General features: G+C 64.4%; 17 protein-coding genes. 7 read left to right on the top strand and 10 right to left on the bottom strand.

All coding sequences use genetic code 11. The features are described from left to right. Window positions 1-23: 23 nt before the first annotated feature. The 3 genes from lgt (at window position 24) to LOKO_RS13950 (ending at window position 3641) form a co-directional block, all read left to right on the top strand. Window positions 24-836 carry a prolipoprotein diacylglyceryl transferase gene (lgt, locus tag LOKO_RS13960; protein WP_066450644.1) on the top strand — a complete coding sequence of 271 codons (813 nt, stop codon included), beginning with the start codon at window positions 24-26 and terminating at the stop codon, window positions 834-836. A gap of 184 nt (window positions 837-1020) precedes the next feature. Beyond that, window positions 1021-2418 (top strand): cardiolipin synthase, encoded by a 1398-nt coding sequence (cls, locus tag LOKO_RS13955; protein ID WP_201025415.1) that lies wholly within the window; start codon window positions 1021-1023, stop codon window positions 2416-2418. Between the two features lie 245 nt (window positions 2419-2663). Further along, window positions 2664-3641: a L,D-transpeptidase family protein gene (locus tag LOKO_RS13950; protein WP_335339189.1), complete on the top strand. Its 978-nt coding sequence runs from the start codon at window positions 2664-2666 to the stop codon at window positions 3639-3641. Between the two features lie 111 nt (window positions 3642-3752). Here the strand turns inward: LOKO_RS13950 and LOKO_RS19510 are convergent, their stop codons facing one another. Beyond that, complete coding sequence (locus LOKO_RS19510; RefSeq protein ID WP_417935404.1) at window positions 3753-4046, bottom strand: c-type cytochrome; 294 nt, start codon at window positions 4044-4046, stop codon at window positions 3753-3755. A gap of 63 nt (window positions 4047-4109) precedes the next feature. Between LOKO_RS19510 and LOKO_RS19505 the strand changes: the two genes are divergently transcribed. Next, window positions 4110-4790 carry a hypothetical protein gene (locus LOKO_RS19505; protein WP_144439668.1) on the top strand — a complete coding sequence of 227 codons (681 nt, stop codon included), beginning with the start codon at window positions 4110-4112 and terminating at the stop codon, window positions 4788-4790. On the opposite strand, the gene LOKO_RS13940 is transcribed toward LOKO_RS19505, so the two are convergent. The 7 genes from LOKO_RS13940 to LOKO_RS13910 form a co-directional block, all read right to left on the bottom strand. Beyond that, a complete protein-coding gene (locus LOKO_RS13940) occupies window positions 4757-5083 on the bottom strand; it encodes a hypothetical protein (RefSeq protein WP_144439667.1) in 327 nt (108 codons plus the stop codon). The genes LOKO_RS19505 and LOKO_RS13940 overlap by 34 nt on opposite strands. Before the next feature lie 231 nt (window positions 5084-5314). Next, window positions 5315-5803 carry a FixH family protein gene (locus tag LOKO_RS13935; RefSeq protein ID WP_066450625.1) on the bottom strand — a complete coding sequence of 163 codons (489 nt, stop codon included), beginning with the start codon at window positions 5801-5803 and terminating at the stop codon, window positions 5315-5317. 217 nt (window positions 5804-6020) lie between these two features. Then, complete coding sequence (locus tag LOKO_RS13930; protein ID WP_066450622.1) at window positions 6021-7055, bottom strand: fatty acid desaturase; 1035 nt, start codon at window positions 7053-7055, stop codon at window positions 6021-6023. Window positions 7056-7176: 121 nt separating this feature from the next. Further along, complete coding sequence (locus tag LOKO_RS13925; protein ID WP_201025327.1) at window positions 7177-7839, bottom strand: response regulator transcription factor; 663 nt, start codon at window positions 7837-7839, stop codon at window positions 7177-7179. A gap of 21 nt (window positions 7840-7860) precedes the next feature. Continuing rightward, complete coding sequence (locus LOKO_RS13920; RefSeq protein ID WP_066450619.1) at window positions 7861-9435, bottom strand: ATP-binding protein; 1575 nt, start codon at window positions 9433-9435, stop codon at window positions 7861-7863. After that, on the bottom strand, window positions 9435-10094 hold the full coding sequence (locus LOKO_RS13915; RefSeq protein ID WP_066450616.1) for a 2OG-Fe(II) oxygenase: 660 nt from the start codon (window positions 10092-10094) through the stop codon (window positions 9435-9437). The genes LOKO_RS13920 and LOKO_RS13915 overlap by 1 nt, the downstream gene beginning before the upstream one ends. 33 nt (window positions 10095-10127) lie before the next feature. Continuing rightward, window positions 10128-10772, bottom strand: a complete 645-nt coding sequence (locus tag LOKO_RS13910) for a CoA pyrophosphatase (RefSeq protein ID WP_083517599.1) — start codon at window positions 10770-10772, stop codon at window positions 10128-10130. 102 nt (window positions 10773-10874) lie between these two features. Here LOKO_RS13910 and LOKO_RS13905 point away from each other — a divergent pair, with 102 nt between their 5' ends. Next, window positions 10875-11432 carry an NUDIX hydrolase gene (locus LOKO_RS13905; RefSeq protein ID WP_066450610.1) on the top strand — a complete coding sequence of 186 codons (558 nt, stop codon included), beginning with the start codon at window positions 10875-10877 and terminating at the stop codon, window positions 11430-11432. Between the two features lie 18 nt (window positions 11433-11450). On the opposite strand, the gene LOKO_RS13900 is transcribed toward LOKO_RS13905, so the two are convergent. Beyond that, a complete protein-coding gene (locus LOKO_RS13900; protein ID WP_066450607.1) occupies window positions 11451-11762 on the bottom strand; it encodes a YqfO family protein in 312 nt (103 codons plus the stop codon). A 260-nt stretch (window positions 11763-12022) separates the two neighbouring features. On the opposite strand from LOKO_RS13900, the gene LOKO_RS13895 reads away from it, so the two are divergent. Continuing rightward, on the top strand, window positions 12023-12532 hold the full coding sequence (locus LOKO_RS13895; RefSeq protein ID WP_066450604.1) for a fasciclin domain-containing protein: 510 nt from the start codon (window positions 12023-12025) through the stop codon (window positions 12530-12532). Between the two features lie 104 nt (window positions 12533-12636). On the opposite strand, the gene LOKO_RS13890 is transcribed toward LOKO_RS13895, so the two are convergent. Next, window positions 12637-15495 carry an AMP-binding protein gene (locus tag LOKO_RS13890; protein ID WP_066450602.1) on the bottom strand — a complete coding sequence of 953 codons (2859 nt, stop codon included), beginning with the start codon at window positions 15493-15495 and terminating at the stop codon, window positions 12637-12639. Window positions 15496-15666: 171 nt separating this feature from the next. On the opposite strand from LOKO_RS13890, the gene LOKO_RS13885 reads away from it, so the two are divergent. Further along, on the top strand, window positions 15667-16509 hold the full coding sequence (locus tag LOKO_RS13885; protein WP_066450601.1) for a fructosamine kinase family protein: 843 nt from the start codon (window positions 15667-15669) through the stop codon (window positions 16507-16509). Window positions 16510-16558: the final 49 nt, after the last annotated feature.

Raw genomic sequence — 16558 nt, 5'->3', positions numbered from 1 at the left:
ACTGCAACCGACATGGATGAATCATGATGGACTATCCCCAGATCGACTCGGTGGCCATCGCCATCGGACCGCTGCAGATCCACTGGTATGGCCTGATGTACGTTGTCGGCTTCGTTGCCGCCTGGCTGCTGGGGCGCTATCGTGCCCACCGCCTGGGGCTGAGCCACGATGACATCGGCGACCTGCTCTTCTATGCGGCCATCGGCGTCGTTGCCGGTGGGCGCCTGGGTTACGTGCTCTTCTACGGCATGGATCAGTTCTTTGCCAACCCGCTGTGGCTGTTCAGCATCTGGGACGGGGGCATGAGTTTCCACGGTGGGCTGATCGGGGTTCTGCTCGCCGCGCTGCTGTTTGCGCGCAAGAAACGCCTGGCCTTCTTCCAGTTGACCGACTTCATCGCCCCGCTGGTGCCGATCGGCCTGGGGGCCGGGCGTATCGGCAACTTCATCAATCATGAGCTGCCGGGCCGGGTGAGTGAACTGCCCTGGGCCATGCCGTTTCCCCACATGGGGCCGGAGCCGCGTCATCCGTCGGCACTCTACGAGTTCGTGCTGGAGGGGGTCGTGCTGTTCGTGGTGCTGTGGTGGCTTTCGAGCCAGCCACGCCGCCGCGGCTTGATTTCCGGCATGTTCCTGCTGCTCTATGGTGTGTTCCGCTTTGCCGTCGAGTTCGTGCGCCTGCCCGATCCGCATATCGGCTTCATCGCGTTCGGCTGGGTGACCATGGGCATGCTGCTGACCCTGCCAATGATCATTGGCGGCGTGGCACTGATAGTATGGTCGCGTCAACAGGTCCAGGACACGAAAGCGGCACTGACGCCGAGCCGAGAGACCTGACGGCATGCAATAGGTCATGACTGACCCGACAAGCGATGCGATGGGAGGAGAGTTATCCATGCAAGGAAGCCGGAATGCTGCGCCTCAGTCCAGGGTCGGGCACGAGGAGGCACAAAGCTCGGAGGGCGCGCCAGGTAGCGGCCCAGGCAAGCGTCGCAAGCGCTGGAGCAAGCTTGTTCTGTTCATGGTGCTGGCTCACCTGGTGGGACTGGCTTCCTCCGTCGAGGCCCTGATGTCGAGCCGAACGTCCGAAGGGGCCATCGCCTGGATCGTGTCCCTCAATACCGTGCCGTACGTGGCGGTGCCCACCTATTGGGTATTCGGGCGAAACAAGTTCGAAGGCTATGCGATGTCTCGTCGCGACGAGGACTCAGGGATCACTCGAGCACTGTCCGGAAAGCTCAATGAGTTGCGCTCGCATCGGGTCGAGTCGACGAGGAGCAGCCACTATCTGGATGGCGTGGAGCGCCTGGCCAAGTTGCCGCTGATGGGCGGCAACGAGACAACGCTGCTGATCGATGGTGAAGAGACGTTCGAGAGTCTGTTTGCAGGGATCGAGGCTGCCGAGCGCTATCTGCTGGTGCAGTTCTATATCGTCAGGGACGACGATATTGGCACCGAGTTTCAGCAGCGCTTGATCCAGAAGGCGAGGGAGGGGGTGGCGGTCTATTTCCTCTATGACGAGATTGGCAGCTACGCCTTGTCGAGTGACTATGTGAAGGAGCTGGAGGCGGCGGGTGTCAATGTCCATCGCTTTCACTCGACACGGGGGCCGGGAAACCGCTTCCAGCTCAACTTCCGCAACCACCGCAAGGTGATGGTGGCCGACGGAGCCACGGCGTGGCTCGGCGGATTCAATATCGGAGACGAATATCTGCACGGGGAGGAAGGTATCGGGCCGTGGCGAGACACCCATCTCAAGATCGCAGGGCCGGCGGCGCTGGCCCTGCAACTGGTGTTTCTCGAGGATTGGCACTGGGCCACGGAAGAGCTGCCCGAGCTACCCTGGGAGCCGGTGGTGCGCTCCGAGCAGGATGCACCGGTACTGATCCTGCCCTCCGGCCCGGCGGATCGCTTTGAAACCGCCAGCCTGATGGTTCAGCAAGCCATCCACTCTGCCCGGGAGCGAATCTGGTTTTCGAGCCCTTACTTCGTGCCGGACGAGGGCGTGCAGTCGATGCTCAAGCTGGCCGCGATCAACGGGGTGGACGTAAGAATCCTGATCCCGGAGCAGCCTGACAATCTACTGCTCTACTACGCTGCATACGCTTTTCTGGGGCCGCTCTTGGATGCCGGCGTCGAGATCCATCGTTATGAAGCCGGTTTTTTGCACGGTAAGGCGTTCCTGGTAGACGATGTCAGCGCCGCGGTTGGAACGGTTAACCTGGACAATCGTTCGTTTCGATTGAATTTCGAGATTACCGCAATGGTGATGGATCCGACGTTTGCGGCCGATGTCGAAGCGATGTTCGAGGCGGATTTTGCTCGCTCCCGTCGAATGGAGCTCGAGGAGATCGAGAATCAGCCGCTATGGCATCGCGTGGCTGCCCGGGGGGCTTACCTGTTTGCTCCCGTTCTCTAGATCTTTCCCAGACAATCGAAGCCAGGTCGATGACGTGTTTCCGGTATATCGCCGTAGAAGTGTAAGGAGGTCGATATGATGACGACTAACCTTTCAATGACCTTCCACCCCTGTGGTGAAGGTTGCGCAAGAGGCAATGAAGAATGAAACATAATGGCAGCAATAGCGCATGGCCATCGCCATTTCGCCCCCGTCCAGCGGTATGGGCTACTGTACTGAGCCTGGTGCTCACTGGTGCCATGCTGATGTCGGCCGCTGCGCTGGCCGACGAGCCCGACGAGGAAGCGGCATCCGAATGGCCGAAGGGGCACCATCCGTTACCGGAGGCAGGCGACGTCATCGGCGAGAACTATACCGTCGAGGCTCGGGAGGAGGAGACGCTGCTCGATATCGCTCGTGACCACAACGTGGGTTACGAGGAGATCCGCCTGGCCAACCCAGAGGTGAGCGTATGGCTGCCCGGCGAAGGTACCGAAGTGGTCATCCCAGGGCGACACATCCTGCCCGCCGTGGCTCGGGAAGGCATCGTGATCAACATTGCCGAGCTTCGGCTCTACTACTACCCGCCGGTCTCCGAGGGTGAGACGCCTCGGGTCGAGACCTACCCGATAGGCATTGGGCGCGAAGGGTATGACACCCCGCTGGGCAAGACCAAGACCACCATGAGGCTGAAGGACCCGGCCTGGTATCCGCCACGTTCCATGCGTGAAGAAGCGGCCGAGAGGGGCGAGCCGGCTCCCGCCGTGGTGCCGCCGGGTCCGGACAACCCCCTGGGCCGTCACGCCATCCTGCTGGACATCCCAGGCTACCTCATCCATGGAACCAATGATCCGGATGGCATCGGCATGCGTGCCAGCCGTGGCTGTATCCGCATGTTCCCCGAAGATATCGAGACTATCTTCAACCGTGTACCCGTGGGTATGCAGGTCAATATCATCAACCAGCCGATCAAGGCTGGCTGGGATGGCGATATGCCCTATGTGCAGGTCTTCGAGACGCTCGAGGACCAGGAGTACGGTATGGCGGCACTGATGGAGACCCTGTCTTTGCTGGAGCGCAACAGCGACGAGCCTTCCGTGCCGTTGAACTATGAGCAGCTGCGCTACCTGCTGGAGAACCCCAACGGCGCGGTCGTGGCACTGGAGCAGGCGCCGGAGCCTGAACCGGCGCCTGAATCGGAGCCTGAAGCGGGAGGGCTGTATGACGAGCTCGCTACCCTATAGATGCCAGGGCGTGTAAGGCATGACCAGCAAGAGGACGGGCGCCCAAGGCGCCCGTTTTTTTTCCGCATTGGCTAGAAGCCTGTCGGACGATCGGTCAAATCCGACAGGCTTCTAGTGCTGGTGGTCGCCGGACTGGCCATCCGCCAGGGTATAGCGGATATAGAGCACCACGGACCAGATGTCGTCTTCGTCCAGCTTCTCCTGGAAGCGGGGCATGGCGCTGGCCTTGTTGCCCTCTTTTATCAGCCAGGCGTATTCACCGGCCGCATGAGCGGCGCCATGCAGGGCCAGATTGGTCGGGCTGGGGTCGTAGTAGGCAGCGGCGGGTGCCAGCCCGTTTCCTTCTCCGCTAGGTCCGTGACAGGCCGAGCAATAGCGCTGATAGACCTGCATCCCCTGAGCCAGGGTCTCGGCATCGGGCTCCAGCGGGCTTTCGCGCTCAGCCCACTCCTGTGGTGCCGCCCATCCATGACCTCCATCCCCATGGGCGTGGTCAGCGTCGCCGTGAGCGGCATGGTCATCGTTGCCATGGGCGTGGTCATCGCCGCCGTGAGCGGCATGGTCATCGTCGCCGTGAGCGGCATGGTCATCGTTGCCATGGGCATGGCCATCATCACCATGTGCCGCATGGTCATCGTTGCCATGGGCATGGCCATCATCACCATGTGCCGCATGGTCACCGTCGCCATGGGCGTGGTCATCGTCGCCGTGAGCGGCATGGTCGTCGTTGCCATGGGCATGGCCATCGTCGCCGTGAGCGGCATGGTCGTCGTTGCCATGGGCATGGCCATCGTCGCCGTGAGCGGCATGGTCGTCGTTGCCATGAACATGGCCATCGTCGCCGTGTGCCGCGTGCTCTTCATTGCCATGGGCGGCATGAGCGTGGTTGTCCTCCGAGCTGTGTCCATGGCTCTCATCGGCATGGCCAGGGCTGGCCAGGGCGAGGGCGAGTGCCAGGCCGCCTGCAAGCACGATGGAAAAACGAAGCAGTCGGCCGCGATCCTGAGTGGCCACCTGAGTGGCAGAGTGGTATCGATTAGGGGTAGTCATGGGTTGCTCCTGAATACGGTCAAGCGTATGACGACGCGCTGGTCGCATCGTTTCGGTAACGGTATTCAGGCGAATCTGGGGGGGCGCTTGAGCAGATAAGCGGGTGATGGTGGAGAGTGCCCCGGCATGAACAGCGGCTGCTGCGTCATGGCATAGGCGGGAATAACGGCATGACCGGCGGTACCCGTCATGCAGTGGCTGTTGCCGATGCAGGACGAGGTGCAGTCTGACGTTTCCGAGTGGTTGTCCTGCGAACACTCGTCATGGCTGCTCTCCTGGCTCGCGTGATGGGAGGCATCGGACATGGCATCGATACTGGCCGCAGCAACGCCACCCGCCGAGAGGGCGAGAGCGAGGCAGAGATAGGCGAGTCGGACCATGAATCGACGCATGCGGAGCGGAACCTCGAAAACGTCAGGCGATTGAACACTACCGATCATCGCTGCTATGCCGTGATCAGGCAATCGCCAGGTAGTCTTGGCAGGGCTTGATCAACCGATTCCTGATCTCGGTCAGGAATCGGTCAACCGTCTTGACGCGGAGAATCGAAGGGTTGGTTGATGATGCGCCGGGGGTGAAGGCGATTGGCAAGCCGAGGGGCAGGCGAATGGCCTCGCTCCGACTTATCCCCGGGTATCGAACGACAGCACGCCGTCCACATCGGAAAAGGTCATACGCATCTGCCAGGCGCCGGACATGGGCAGCGTTGATCTGGCGGCAAAGCTGTCGGGGCCGGTTTGCCGAGCGGTCACCGTCATCTCCATGTCATGACCGGGCATGGTGAATACGATGGGAACCTGCATGGCTTGCCTGGGAGGGCTGCCATCCGGGCCCCGCAGCCGGAAGGAGAGTCGCGCCTCCCTGTCGGCATCGATTGCCAGGCTGCCCGAAACGGCCCACTGATGCACGGTGCCGGAAAAATGTACCCCGCCCTGTTCGGTGCCGGGCTCTGCCGGCACATGGCCATCGACCTGAAGGGTGGTTTCGTTCCCCGCCATGAAGGGCATGGCGAACAATACGGCCAGCACCAGCAGGATAGGGATACCCAGTGCCAGCGCAATAAGGCGGGACGAACGAGCCGCTGGATCGGGGGCGGTGCGAGAGCCAGTCATGGGTGGACACTCCAGAGTGAGGTTGGGCAAGCGTACGGCTGACGGACCGGTTCATCATGCCATGTTGCCGCCGGCCTGGGGCAGGAGTCGCCACTCTCATGATGTCGGTCAAACTCTGCCGGCCATGTCGCCCCCTCGTACTGCAGGAAAGGAGCAGGTCATTCTGAAGCGAGGTAGCCGGCACTCTCATCCGAGGCAGGACCATTTGCTCCGTCAGTCAGCAGGCACCGTGGGTGGTCGCCGTGTGCGCCTCGGCAAAGGAGACCAGTCGACGCTTCTCCTCGTCCCACAGAACGAGTGGCACCGATGAGAGGCTTTGCCAGAGGGTGAGGCGGCCGATATGGCGGAGTCGGGGATGGTCGCGCAGCACTTCGGGCAGCCGGTAGGAGGGGATGCGGCTGCAGAGATGATGGACATGGTGGATCCCGATATTGGCGGTGAGCCAGCGCAGGGGACCCGGCAGGTCATAGTGGGAGCTGCCGTGCAGCGCCGTCTCGTGGAACGTCCAGTCGTCTTCGTGTTCCCACAGGGTCTCCTCGAACTGGTGCTGGACATAGAACAGCCAGACGCCGATCGAGGAGGCGAGAAGCGTGATGGGGAGTTGCACGAGAAGAAAGGGGATCACGCCGACCAGCCAGATCATGGCGGTGACGATCAGCGCGATCGCCGCGTTGGTGCTCATGGTGCTCAGCCAGGGCATCCAGCCTGCACGCATGAATCCCACCGGCAGGCGATGGTCCAGGATGAACAGGTACGTCGGGCCGAGACCGAACAGCACCAGCGGGTGCCGGTACAGGCGATAGCGGAGCCGCTGCCTTAGCGGCAAGCCCCGAAATTCGCGTACAGTCAGGGTATCGATGCCACCGATACGCGGGCGATCGAGATTGCCGGAGCTGGCATGATGGAGGGCATGGCTGTGCCGCCACAGATCGTAGGGCGTCAGGGTCAAGACCCCGATGGCTCGGCCGACCCAGTCATTGGCAGCGCGAGACGGAAAAAATGACCCGTGGCTGCAGTCGTGCTGGATCATGAACAGGCGCACGAGAAAGAACGCGGCAGGCACGGCGAACAACAGGCCGAGCCAGTAGCCAGCGCTCAGGGTGCCCCACATCAGTATCCAGAGGGCGGCGAAGGGGATTGCCGTGGCCATCAGTTCCACCACGCTGCGCATCAGGCGCGGCGTGCGGTACTCACCCAGGGCGCGCTTCAATGCCCGTGGCTCGGCGGTGTCGATAGTCGTTTTTGGGTCCATGACGGTAGGTTGGTGGCCGTCACGCCCCCTGTCTGTACGGAACCGCACGTATATCGGGGAGATCGTCGGCGGGGCCCCGCCTGTGCTGCTGGCGTCACGGCGTGCGCCTGAGGCGACCTCCCTACTGCTGCCGTGGTTCCGTCGGCAGCGCCTCCACCAGCCCCAGCGCCACGCAGAGCCGCACCAGCTCGGCCAGGTTGTGCGCCCCCAGCGCCTTCATGGCCCGCAGCCGGTAGACCTCAACGGTCTTGGCACTGATGTCGAGGTGTTCGGCGATCTCGCGGCTGGTCATGCCTTCGGCGACGTGGACCAGTATCTGCCGCTCCTTGGGACGGAGGGCGGCGTAGCGGGCCTGGACGGTTTCGAGCCTGGCCCTGGTCTGGCGCAGGCGCTGGTGTTCGGCCATGGCCTGCTGCACGGCATCGATCAGTTGCTGATGGTTGAAGGGCTTCTCGATGAAGTCGAAGGCCCCCGCCTTGAGGGCCGTCACCGCCATGGGCACGTCACCGTGTCCGGTCATGAAGATGATCGGCGCGATGTCGCCGCGCTCGTTCAGGCGCTGCTGGACCTGCAGGCCGCTGAGGCCGGGCATGCGCACATCGAGCAGTACGGCAGCGAAGCTGTCGGGTTCTGCGGCCAGGAAGGCATCGCCGTCGGCAAAGGCGTGGGTGGCCAGGCCCACGGAGTCCAGCAGCCAGGCCAGCGAGTCGCGCAGGGCCTCGTCATCGTCGACCACGGCGATGCGGGGCACAGCGTGGTCTGAATGGGCCGAAGGGGTGGTCACGCGTCTCTCCTGGGCGAGCGTTCAGGCGGAGGCTGGCCGGGTCGTCAGCGAGCCGGGTTCGGCCTGCAGTGTACCCGCAAAGGTGGCGCCGTCGGAACCGCTGGTCAGTGCCAGGTTGCCGCCCATGGCTTCCATCAGCGAATGACTGATGGCCAGACCCATTCCCAGGCCGTCGGGGCGGGTGGAGTGAAAGGGCTCGAAGAGATGTGTCGCCTGGGCCTCACTGATGCCGGGCCCCCTGTCGCTGACGGTGAAGGTGACTTCCCGGGGGCCGCTGCGCCAGGCGTGGATTGTGACCCGGTCGGCGCCATGCCGGTCGCGGCTCGCCTCCAGCGCGTTGAGCAGCAGGTTGACGAGCACCTGTTCCAGTGCCACCGGATCGGCCATCACCCGAGGCAGGGCGTCGGCCAGGTCAGGCTCGATGGCGACGCCAGCCTGCTGATACTGCCAGTCGCAGAGGCGACAGGCGGCGTCGACGATATCGGCCAGCACCAGCGGTCGAGGCCGTGTCTGGCCCTTGCGCACGAATGTGCGGATATGGCGCAGCCGCTCGTCCAGGCGCTGGACCTGCTCGTTGATACGCGAGAGGGGGTGCGCCAGGTCGCTGGCGGGTCGGCTCGGGTCGGCCTGCAGCTGCATCAGCGCGCCGCTGGAGTAGTTGGCGATGGCCGCCAGCGGCTGGTTGAGCTCATGGGCGATATTGGAGGCCAGCTCGCCGGTGGTGGCCAGCCGGTTGGCATGGGCGATCTGCTCCTGATGGCGCCTCGCCTGATCCTCGGCGGCCTTGCGCAGCCCGATATCGCGATTGAGCAGCGAGAGATGGTCGGGCTCGGCGCCGGGCCCGTGGTGGGCCAGTACCACGCTGAGTACCGGCACCGGCCCCTTGGGACCCGGCATTTCCAGCTCACCGCTCCAGGAGCCGTAGCGTGCCACGGCCGGCAGCACGATATCGCGCAGAATGACGAGCGAGGCCGGCGTATAGGCCTGGTCGAGGCGGGCGTCGAGGCCCTCCCTGGGCAGGCTCAGCAACCGACGCGCGGCCTCGTTGGAATAGATGAGTCGCTCGTTGCCATCGGCGAAGAGCACATAGTCGGTGGTCGACTCCACCACCCGGGCCAGGCGCTCCCGGTTGGCCTCGGCGCGGATACGCCGGCCCACGTCCCGGGAGACGCAGAGGATATCGAGCAGTTCGCCGGTCGCCGGGTCGCGGCGTGTGCGACTGGTGGTCTCGAACCAGACGTAGCGGCCATCCTTGGCCCGGAAGCGGTAGGTCTGCTGGTAGAAGCCATCGTGGTAGTAGACCCGGGGCGACTTGTTGAGCAGGTCGGCCAGGTCGGCCGGGTGGAAGTGATCGTAGGCGGAGGCGCCGATCAGCTCCTCGGGCTCGAAGCCGAGCAGCTCCCGCGACGCCTGGGAAGCGTAGAGAAAGGTGCCGTCGCGGGCGTGGCGGGAGATCAGGTCGGTGGTGCTCTCCGCCAGCCATTGATAGTGGCGTTTTTCCTCCTCGAGTGCGGCGTTGCGCGACTCCAGCTCGGCGCAGCGGGCCTCCAGGGCGGCAAGCCGTTGGCGCAGGCGGGCAGTGTCGTCGCCAGCCATCAGCGTGCCGGGTCCACCAGGCCGCCCAGCGAGGCGTTGCGTCGGAACCAGCCGGCAATGCTGGCGCGGGGCAGGCGGGTCGGCAGCACCTCGTGGGGAACGCGCTCGGAGAGAAAGCAGGCGAAGTTGCCGGCGGCAGGCGCTACGCGGGCCACTTCACGCTGCGGGTCGTCGTCGGCGAAGATCACCATCTCGCCGCCGCCATCGACGGGCCAGTCGGGGTTGAGGTAGCCCACCGTGGAGACCACCCGATTGGCGCGCCCTTGAAAGCTGTCCAGGTGCCTCTTGTAGAAGGCCCCGGGCGGGTAGTGGGCGAAATGGGCCTCGTACTCGAAGAGCCCCAGGAACAGTGCCTGATTGAGCTCACGCTGCAGGTCGGCCATGGCCTCGAGGTAGCGCCGCTGGGCCAGGCTGCCGCGATCGAGCCAGTGGATGGCATCGCCGCGGATATCGCGGCGCAGGGTGTGCTGCGGGCCCCGGCCGATGCCGGCCGACTCGAGCGCTTCGCTCTCGGCCAGGGTCATCAGTTCCCGGTACAGGTCGTGACACAGTTCGGCGTCGAGCATGGCCTCACCGATATACCAGCCCTGGTCGACCAGGGCGTCGACCAGCCGGGGAAGGGCGCTGACATCGAGGGCCGGGCGGGTGGCTGGGGGCATCGGGACGTCTCTTCTCCGTGGCGACAGCGGTGGTCAGGGCGTATGCGTCTCGCTGTGCAGCGTGCGCAGCAGGCGTTCGGGAAAATAGCACAGGCGGCCGGTCGGTGGCTCCTCCAGCAGGCTCACCGGGCGCCCGAACCCCTCGGCCAGCAGTTCGACCAGCATCATCGAGGAGAGCCCCCAGATCACCTGGCCGGCGGCATGATAGCTGGGTACATAGTGGAGGCGCCCATCCACCGGAATGACATCGGTATGGTGTCGCCTGTCCTCGAGGAACAGCGACAGTTCCACCTCGAAGATGGCATCGAGCTCGCTGGGGTCTGGCACCAGCGGCAGGTCGGGAGGAATCAGGCCGACATAAGGCGTGACCAGGATGCCGTGCAGCGATATCACGTCCGAGAGCCGCCCCAGCAGTTCGACCCGCTCCGGCGGCAGGGCGATCTCCTCCCGGGATTCCCGCAGCGCGGTGAACAGCAGGTCGGGGTCGGCCTCCTCGCGCTTGCCGCCGGGGAAGGCGACCTGGCCGCTGTGGGTGCTGAGGTGGCTGGCGCGGCGGGTGAAGAGCAGCGTCGGCTCGGGGCGGTCGACGATAGGCAGCAACACCGCGGCCTGCGGCATGTCGAGTCGCATGCGACACGGGGTATGTGCTTGCAGGCGTTTGCGAAGTTTCTCTAACATGGGGTTTCCATCGGGTTTGATTCGTTCTACCGGCCGCCATTGCCACCGTCAAGCCCGAAGCCGCGCGGTATCGCACCGCTCGTCAGCCTGCCAGGGAGCCCCATGAACTTCTGCAGCCATTGTGGCCATACCGTGCGTTTCGCGATTCCGGAAGGGGATGACCGGCCAAGATACCTGTGCGATGCCTGCGGGGCCATCCATTACCAGAATCCGCGTATCGTTGCCGGTACACTGCCGGTGAGCGGTTCGCAGGTTCTGCTGTGCCGGCGTGCCATCTCCCCGCGCAAGGGCTTCTGGACCCTGCCCGCCGGCTACATGGAGAACGCCGAGACCACCGTCGAGGCCGCCGTCCGGGAGACCCTCGAGGAGGCCTGCGCCGACGTCAGCATTCACGGCCTGTATACCCTGATCAACCTACCCCATATCAATCAGGTCTACATGATCTTTCGTGCCGATCTGGCGGGCGGCTTTGCCGCCGGGTCCGAGAGCCTGGAAGTGGCGCTTTTCGAGGAGCACGAGATCCCCTGGGACGAGCTGGCCTTCCCCACCATCGAGCGTACGCTTCGCCATTTCTATGCCGACCGTGGCGGTAACGATTTTCCGCTGCATATCAGCGATATTACCGCCGAGGATCGCGAGCGCTACTTTGGCTCGGCCTGATGTCTGGGTTGGCGACACTCAGAAAGTCTCCAGTTTCCACACATCGAAGGCGGGTTCCTCATAGGGGTGAGCGGCTCTCAGGGCCGCCACCGCTTCCTCTATGAGATCATCCTCGCAGACCAGCTCCACCTTGAGCTCCTCCACCCGCTCCAGGTCGCCGACCTGGCCGATATGCGGGCTGGCTCCGTCCAATGGGCGGAACTGCCCCGTGCCCGGTGTCTGGAAGCAGCAGGCCTCGTAGTTGCCTATTCTCCCAGCGCCGGTCACGAACACGGCTTCCTTGACGGCTTCGGCGTCCTCGACGGGGACGTAGAACGCTAACTTGTACATATCTTGATCTCCTCTCTTTTCCTTCTCTTCTCTGCTCTATTCCTGTTCTTCTCTCGTTGGCTCGCTGTGATGGCAGCGACGGCACTGACAGGACCGTGACGTCGGTGGGGCGAGCGAAAAAAATGTTGTACAAGTGCTGAACTAGTTGTCCAGATAATGTACAAACATACTACCGTGTACAAGGATTCGGGCATCGCCCTCACTCCTGCCGGTCAATTTCACCGCCCTTCGGGGCAGCAAGACACCAAGGAGCATCACTAATGAATGCCTTTACCGTCACAGCACCCAAGTGGATCGGCGCCAGCTTTCTCGGCCTTGCACTCGCGACCTCAGCCCATGCCGGTAGCCATGATCATGCCCATGACGACATCGTCGATACTGCCATCGGCGCCGGGCAGTTCGAAACCCTGGTCGCAGCGGTTCAGGCGGCCGAGCTTGTCGAGGTACTCAAGGGTGAGGGACCCTTCACGGTTTTCGCACCGACCGATGAGGCCTTCGCGGCACTGCCCGAAGGTACCGTAGACACGCTGCTGCTGCCCGAGAACCAGGCCCAGCTGCAGGCGATACTCACCTATCACGTGGTGCCTGGAAACGTGATGGCCGCAGAGGCCATGGAACTGGACAGCGCCACCACCGTGCAGGGCCAGGACATCACCATCACCACCATGGATGGCAGCGTGATGATCAACGATGCCACCGTCGTCCAGGCCGATATCGAGGCCAGCAACGGCGTGATCCATGTGATCGATGGCGTTCTGATGCCGGAGTGAGACGAGCCCCGCATCTCGTCTCCCTTTACCGCTTGCCACTCTTCGGAGTGGCTTTTTTGTGCTCAGCTGTCCAGAAGCCTGTCGGGATTCGCAGTCGATGAGGGTCAAGCCCGACTGGCTCCCAGGTCTGGCTCACCGGATTCTGCCACGATGAACGCTCGGGCCTCGTTGCGCAGCCTGACCGCTTCGGACCAGTCCGAACTTCGGGGCTGGAGCGGGGCGCCCACCACGACATCTACCGTGCCGGGATGGGGCAGCCACTCCCTGCCGCGCAGCAACACACGACTCCCTCGAATGGCCACCGGTACTACCGCTACCTGGGCCTTGGCGGCCGAGACGAAGGCGCCCATATGGAAGTCCTGCACCCCGGGCTCCGGCCGAAAGGTTCCTTCGGGAAAGAATGCCGGCGATCCGCCTTGCCGGACGGTCTGGAGAACCTTTTCGGTGGTGTGGTTGGCCTCCCGCGTATTGTCGCGCTCGACGAACAGCACGCCCATACGCTGGAGTACGAACCGGGTGAGAAACGGCTGGCTGAGTTCGGCCTTGGCCAGATAGTGAAAGCCGTACGGGAACACGGCCGTCAGAATCAGCGCGTCCAGGTAGCTGGCGTGATTGGCCACCAGCACGCAGGGCTCGCGGTGGGGAAAGCGGGCCAGGCCATGTGCCCGGGTACGAATGCCCGTCAACAGCGAGGCGCTGCGGGCAATATAGTGGGCGACTCGCCAGCGCCAGGCGAGCCGGGGCAAGGGCAGGGCGAGGAGGGCGACCAGCGCCATGGCAATGCCGAAGATGGCCCAGGCATAGCCGGCATAGAGCCATTCTCCGGCTCGGCTGGCGCCATGGCGCCAGCGCTGCAAGGCCGAGCGTAGCGCCAGCCCGGTGACCTGTCGCCAGACGGGCGCCTGGCCCTTTTCCAACTGCCCGCTGCGGTAGCGCTCTGCCGTGGCACCGCGGCGGATCTTGCCGCTCGAGGTCTTCAGTACGCTGTGAGGTGGTACCAGGCGTATGTCGTCGGGCGGGAGGTTGACGATATCCACCGTTACGCTGGTGATCTCGCGGGTGATCGCATCCCGCTCTTCTGCGTCGTCGACATGGGTCTCGGCCACCACGACCAGTTCCTCGATGCCGCTTTCGGCATTGGGATTGCCGAATACCGCCACGCAGCCCTTTCTGACTCCCTCGAGACCGCCGATGGCCTCCTCGAGATCGTAGGGATAGATGTTGCGCCCACCGCGAACGAGGACATCCTTTCGCCGGCCACTGAGGTGGATGTCACCATCGGCGAGATAGCCCCTGTCCCCGGTGCGTAGCCACTCGCCGTGGCACAGCTTGCGGCTCTCCTCGGCGTTGTTGAAGTAACCCTGGGTGGCGGAGGGGCCGCGAAATTCGATGTCGCCTTCATGACGTTCAGGCAGCACTTCCCCCTGTGGATCGACGATACGAACTGAGTAGCCGGGTAGAGGCGGGCCGCAGTTGACGAAGGTCTGGGCGGCTTCGGGATCCGGTTCCGGCCGGGCCTCACCGGTGGTGGCGAAGACCTCGCGGTGGACGGCGTCGAGGATCACGCCGCGGCCGGGCGTGGCCACACAGAGCCCGACGGCGGCCTCGGCCAGCCCGTATACCGGCATCAGGGCCTCCTGGTGCAGCCCGCAGGGCGCCAGCGTCTCGGCAAAGCGCTCGAAGGTGCGAGCGCTGACCGGCTCGGCGCCGTTGAAGGCGATGCGCCAACTGCTCAGGTCCAGCGCCTCCAGCTGCTCCGGGCGTGCTGCACGAAGGCAGAGTTCGTAGCCGAAATTGGGCGACCCGGCGATCGTGCCCCGGTGGCGCTGGATCAGCTCCAGCCAGCGCAGCGGGTGCGACAGGAACGAGAGCGGCGACATCACCACCAGCGGGATGGCGTAATAGAGGCTGGCGAGCCAGGCCGCGATCAGCCCCATGTCATGGTAGAGCGGCAGCCAGCTGACGAACACGTCCTCGGGCGTGGCTTCCAGCCGCTTGCCCATGGCACGGATGTTGGCCAGCAGCTGCGCATGGGTCAGCATGACCCCCTTGGGGTCCCCGGTACTGCCTGAGGTGTACTGCAGCAGCGCCAGGCTCGAGCCCTCAGGTGTCATGGCCGCCGCGGTGTCACGTCCGTCGCAGAGCTCTGCCACCGTCACGATGGACCCGAGGTGCGGCGCGTCTGCGCGCAGCAGGTGGGCGACACGTCGCGCTTCGGGAACGGTGATCAGGACTTCCGCTCCGGCGTTGGTCAGAATGCGGCCATGGCGCCGCAGGTGCTCCTCGAGCTGTGCCGGCCGTGCCGGCGGGTAGATGGGTACCGGAACCGCACCGGCGCGAAGAATGCCCAGGAAGGCGATGAAGTAGTCCGGTGAGGTCGGCAGCATCAGGGCGACCCGGTCGCCGGCCTCGACGCCTCGGGCCAGCAGCGCCGCGGCGATGTCTCGGCCGCCCCGGTCGAGTTCACCGTAGCTCAGCGTCCGGGGCTGGTCATCATCGCCGTAGATGAACAGGTGGGGCCGGTCGGGGTGGCGCTCCAGGTGCCAGTCCATGGCCGCATTGAGCGTCTCGGCGCTTTCCGGCTCGCCCTCCACCGGCTCCAATGGGGTGGTGGGAGTAGCAGCCGGTTCATGCGCCGTCTCCACTACCGGGTCGGCGGCGGCATCTGCCTTGGCGGCCTTGCCCCGGGCGCTTTGCAGCGCATCCAGCAGCGCGGCGGGTGTCTCCGCCATCAGGGCCTCTTCGGGTAGCTTGACGTCGAAGGCGTGTTCGATTCGCAGGAGCAGCTCGGAGCGGGCCAGGCTGTCCAGGCCGAGATCCCGGTCCAGCCGCGATTGCAATGACGGGGAGCGTGGCGCAGTCCGGTCCGGCTGCAATTCGCGGGCCATCTCTTCAATGATGGCGAGCAGCCGCTGCTGTGGCGTCATATCTGTCGGCCGCTCGCGGTTGGAACGTTCCATCATTCGGCACCTCTCGTCATCCTCCCTGCGTATCCTGTGCTTCACTGTAGGCGTTCGGGTGCCAGGTTGTATAACGCCTGCGTTGTTCGCGTCACCCGATGCACGCCTTTGACAGGCGTTCTACTGCCGAAGACCATCAACACACCCACACATCGTCCGAAGAAGAGAGGGGCCATGGAAAGTACATTGACCTCGCTGCTGAAAGGCGCCGGACTCGATCCGCAGGGCGAGCCACTTCCGTTGAGCGGTGGCGATATCGCCGCCGTCTATTGGCTGGAGACCCGTCAGAAAACTGTGGTGATCAAGCGTGACGACTCCACCCGGCTGGATGGGGAGGCCGATGGGCTGCGTGCCCTGCGCGAGACGGGAACGTCGCTGTTGGTACCCGAGGTGCTGGCACTGGGCGACGGCTGGTTGGTAATGGAAGCCCTCGAGCGTATGTCGCCCTCTACGGCCAGTGCAGCGGCCCTGGGAGAGGGGCTGCGCCATCTCCACGGCCACACTGCAGCCGAGCACGGCTGGCCACGGGACAACGCCTGTGGGCGCACGCCCCAGCCCAATGCCTCTCTCGCCGATGGCCGGAATTTTCAGCGCGAGCGGCGCCTGCTGCCTCTGGCAAGGGCCTGCCATGAGCGCGGGCTGTTGGATGCCTGCCTGCGTGAACGGATCGAGCGTATTGCCCATGGGCTGGAAGCGTGGCTGCCCGATGTGCCGGCGAGCCTGGTGCATGGCGACCTCTGGTCGGGCAATGTGCTGTACACCCCGCGTGGGCCGGCGATCATCGACCCGGCGGTCTATTGCCACTATCCCGAAGTGGATCTGGCCATGCTGACGCTGTTCGGCTCGCCCCCTGACGCCTTCTTCGAGGCCTACTGGGAGGGAAACCGGCCCGATGACTGGTCGCGGCGCGAGGCATTGTTTCAGCTCTACCCGCTACTCAACCATCTGTTGCTGTTCGGTGGGGGATATCGCGATGCGGTTGCCCGAGCCACGGCCAGGGTCGAGTCGGGCGGCTGATCGGGCAGGCGACCCCCGTTCCTGGCCTATACTGATATTGATATCGGGC

Source organism: Halomonas chromatireducens (genome assembly GCF_001545155.1).
Classification (GTDB): domain Bacteria; phylum Pseudomonadota; class Gammaproteobacteria; order Pseudomonadales; family Halomonadaceae; genus Halomonas; species Halomonas chromatireducens.
The sequence above is the reverse complement of the archived record's forward strand: the minus strand, read 5'-3'. Positions and strand labels throughout refer to the sequence as shown.

What these genes read in the sequence shown, in the direction of transcription:
- lgt (WP_066450644.1), top strand. Translation starts at nt 24, where the DNA reads ATGATGGACTATCCCCAGATCGACTCGGTGGCCATCGCCATCGGACCG.
- LOKO_RS13920 (WP_066450619.1), bottom strand. Translation starts at nt 9,435, where the DNA reads ATGGCTGGCGACGACACTGCCCGCCTGCGCCAACGGCTTGCCGCCCTG.
- LOKO_RS13885 (WP_066450601.1), top strand. Translation starts at nt 15,667, where the DNA reads ATGGAAAGTACATTGACCTCGCTGCTGAAAGGCGCCGGACTCGATCCG.
- LOKO_RS13950 (WP_335339189.1), top strand. Translation starts at nt 2,664, where the DNA reads ATGTCGGCCGCTGCGCTGGCCGACGAGCCCGACGAGGAAGCGGCATCC.
- LOKO_RS13935 (WP_066450625.1), bottom strand. Translation starts at nt 5,803, where the DNA reads ATGACTGGCTCTCGCACCGCCCCCGATCCAGCGGCTCGTTCGTCCCGC.
- LOKO_RS13905 (WP_066450610.1), top strand. Translation starts at nt 10,875, where the DNA reads ATGAACTTCTGCAGCCATTGTGGCCATACCGTGCGTTTCGCGATTCCG.
- LOKO_RS13890 (WP_066450602.1), bottom strand. Translation starts at nt 15,495, where the DNA reads ATGATGGAACGTTCCAACCGCGAGCGGCCGACAGATATGACGCCACAG.
- LOKO_RS13895 (WP_066450604.1), top strand. Translation starts at nt 12,023, where the DNA reads ATGAATGCCTTTACCGTCACAGCACCCAAGTGGATCGGCGCCAGCTTT.
- LOKO_RS13930 (WP_066450622.1), bottom strand. Translation starts at nt 7,055, where the DNA reads ATGGACCCAAAAACGACTATCGACACCGCCGAGCCACGGGCATTGAAG.
- cls (WP_201025415.1), top strand. Translation starts at nt 1,021, where the DNA reads ATGGTGCTGGCTCACCTGGTGGGACTGGCTTCCTCCGTCGAGGCCCTG.
- LOKO_RS13900 (WP_066450607.1), bottom strand. Translation starts at nt 11,762, where the DNA reads ATGTACAAGTTAGCGTTCTACGTCCCCGTCGAGGACGCCGAAGCCGTC.
- LOKO_RS19505 (WP_144439668.1), top strand. Translation starts at nt 4,110, where the DNA reads ATGACCTCCATCCCCATGGGCGTGGTCAGCGTCGCCGTGAGCGGCATG.
- LOKO_RS13910 (WP_083517599.1), bottom strand. Translation starts at nt 10,772, where the DNA reads ATGTTAGAGAAACTTCGCAAACGCCTGCAAGCACATACCCCGTGTCGC.
- LOKO_RS13915 (WP_066450616.1), bottom strand. Translation starts at nt 10,094, where the DNA reads ATGCCCCCAGCCACCCGCCCGGCCCTCGATGTCAGCGCCCTTCCCCGG.
- LOKO_RS13940 (WP_144439667.1), bottom strand. Translation starts at nt 5,083, where the DNA reads ATGCGTCGATTCATGGTCCGACTCGCCTATCTCTGCCTCGCTCTCGCC.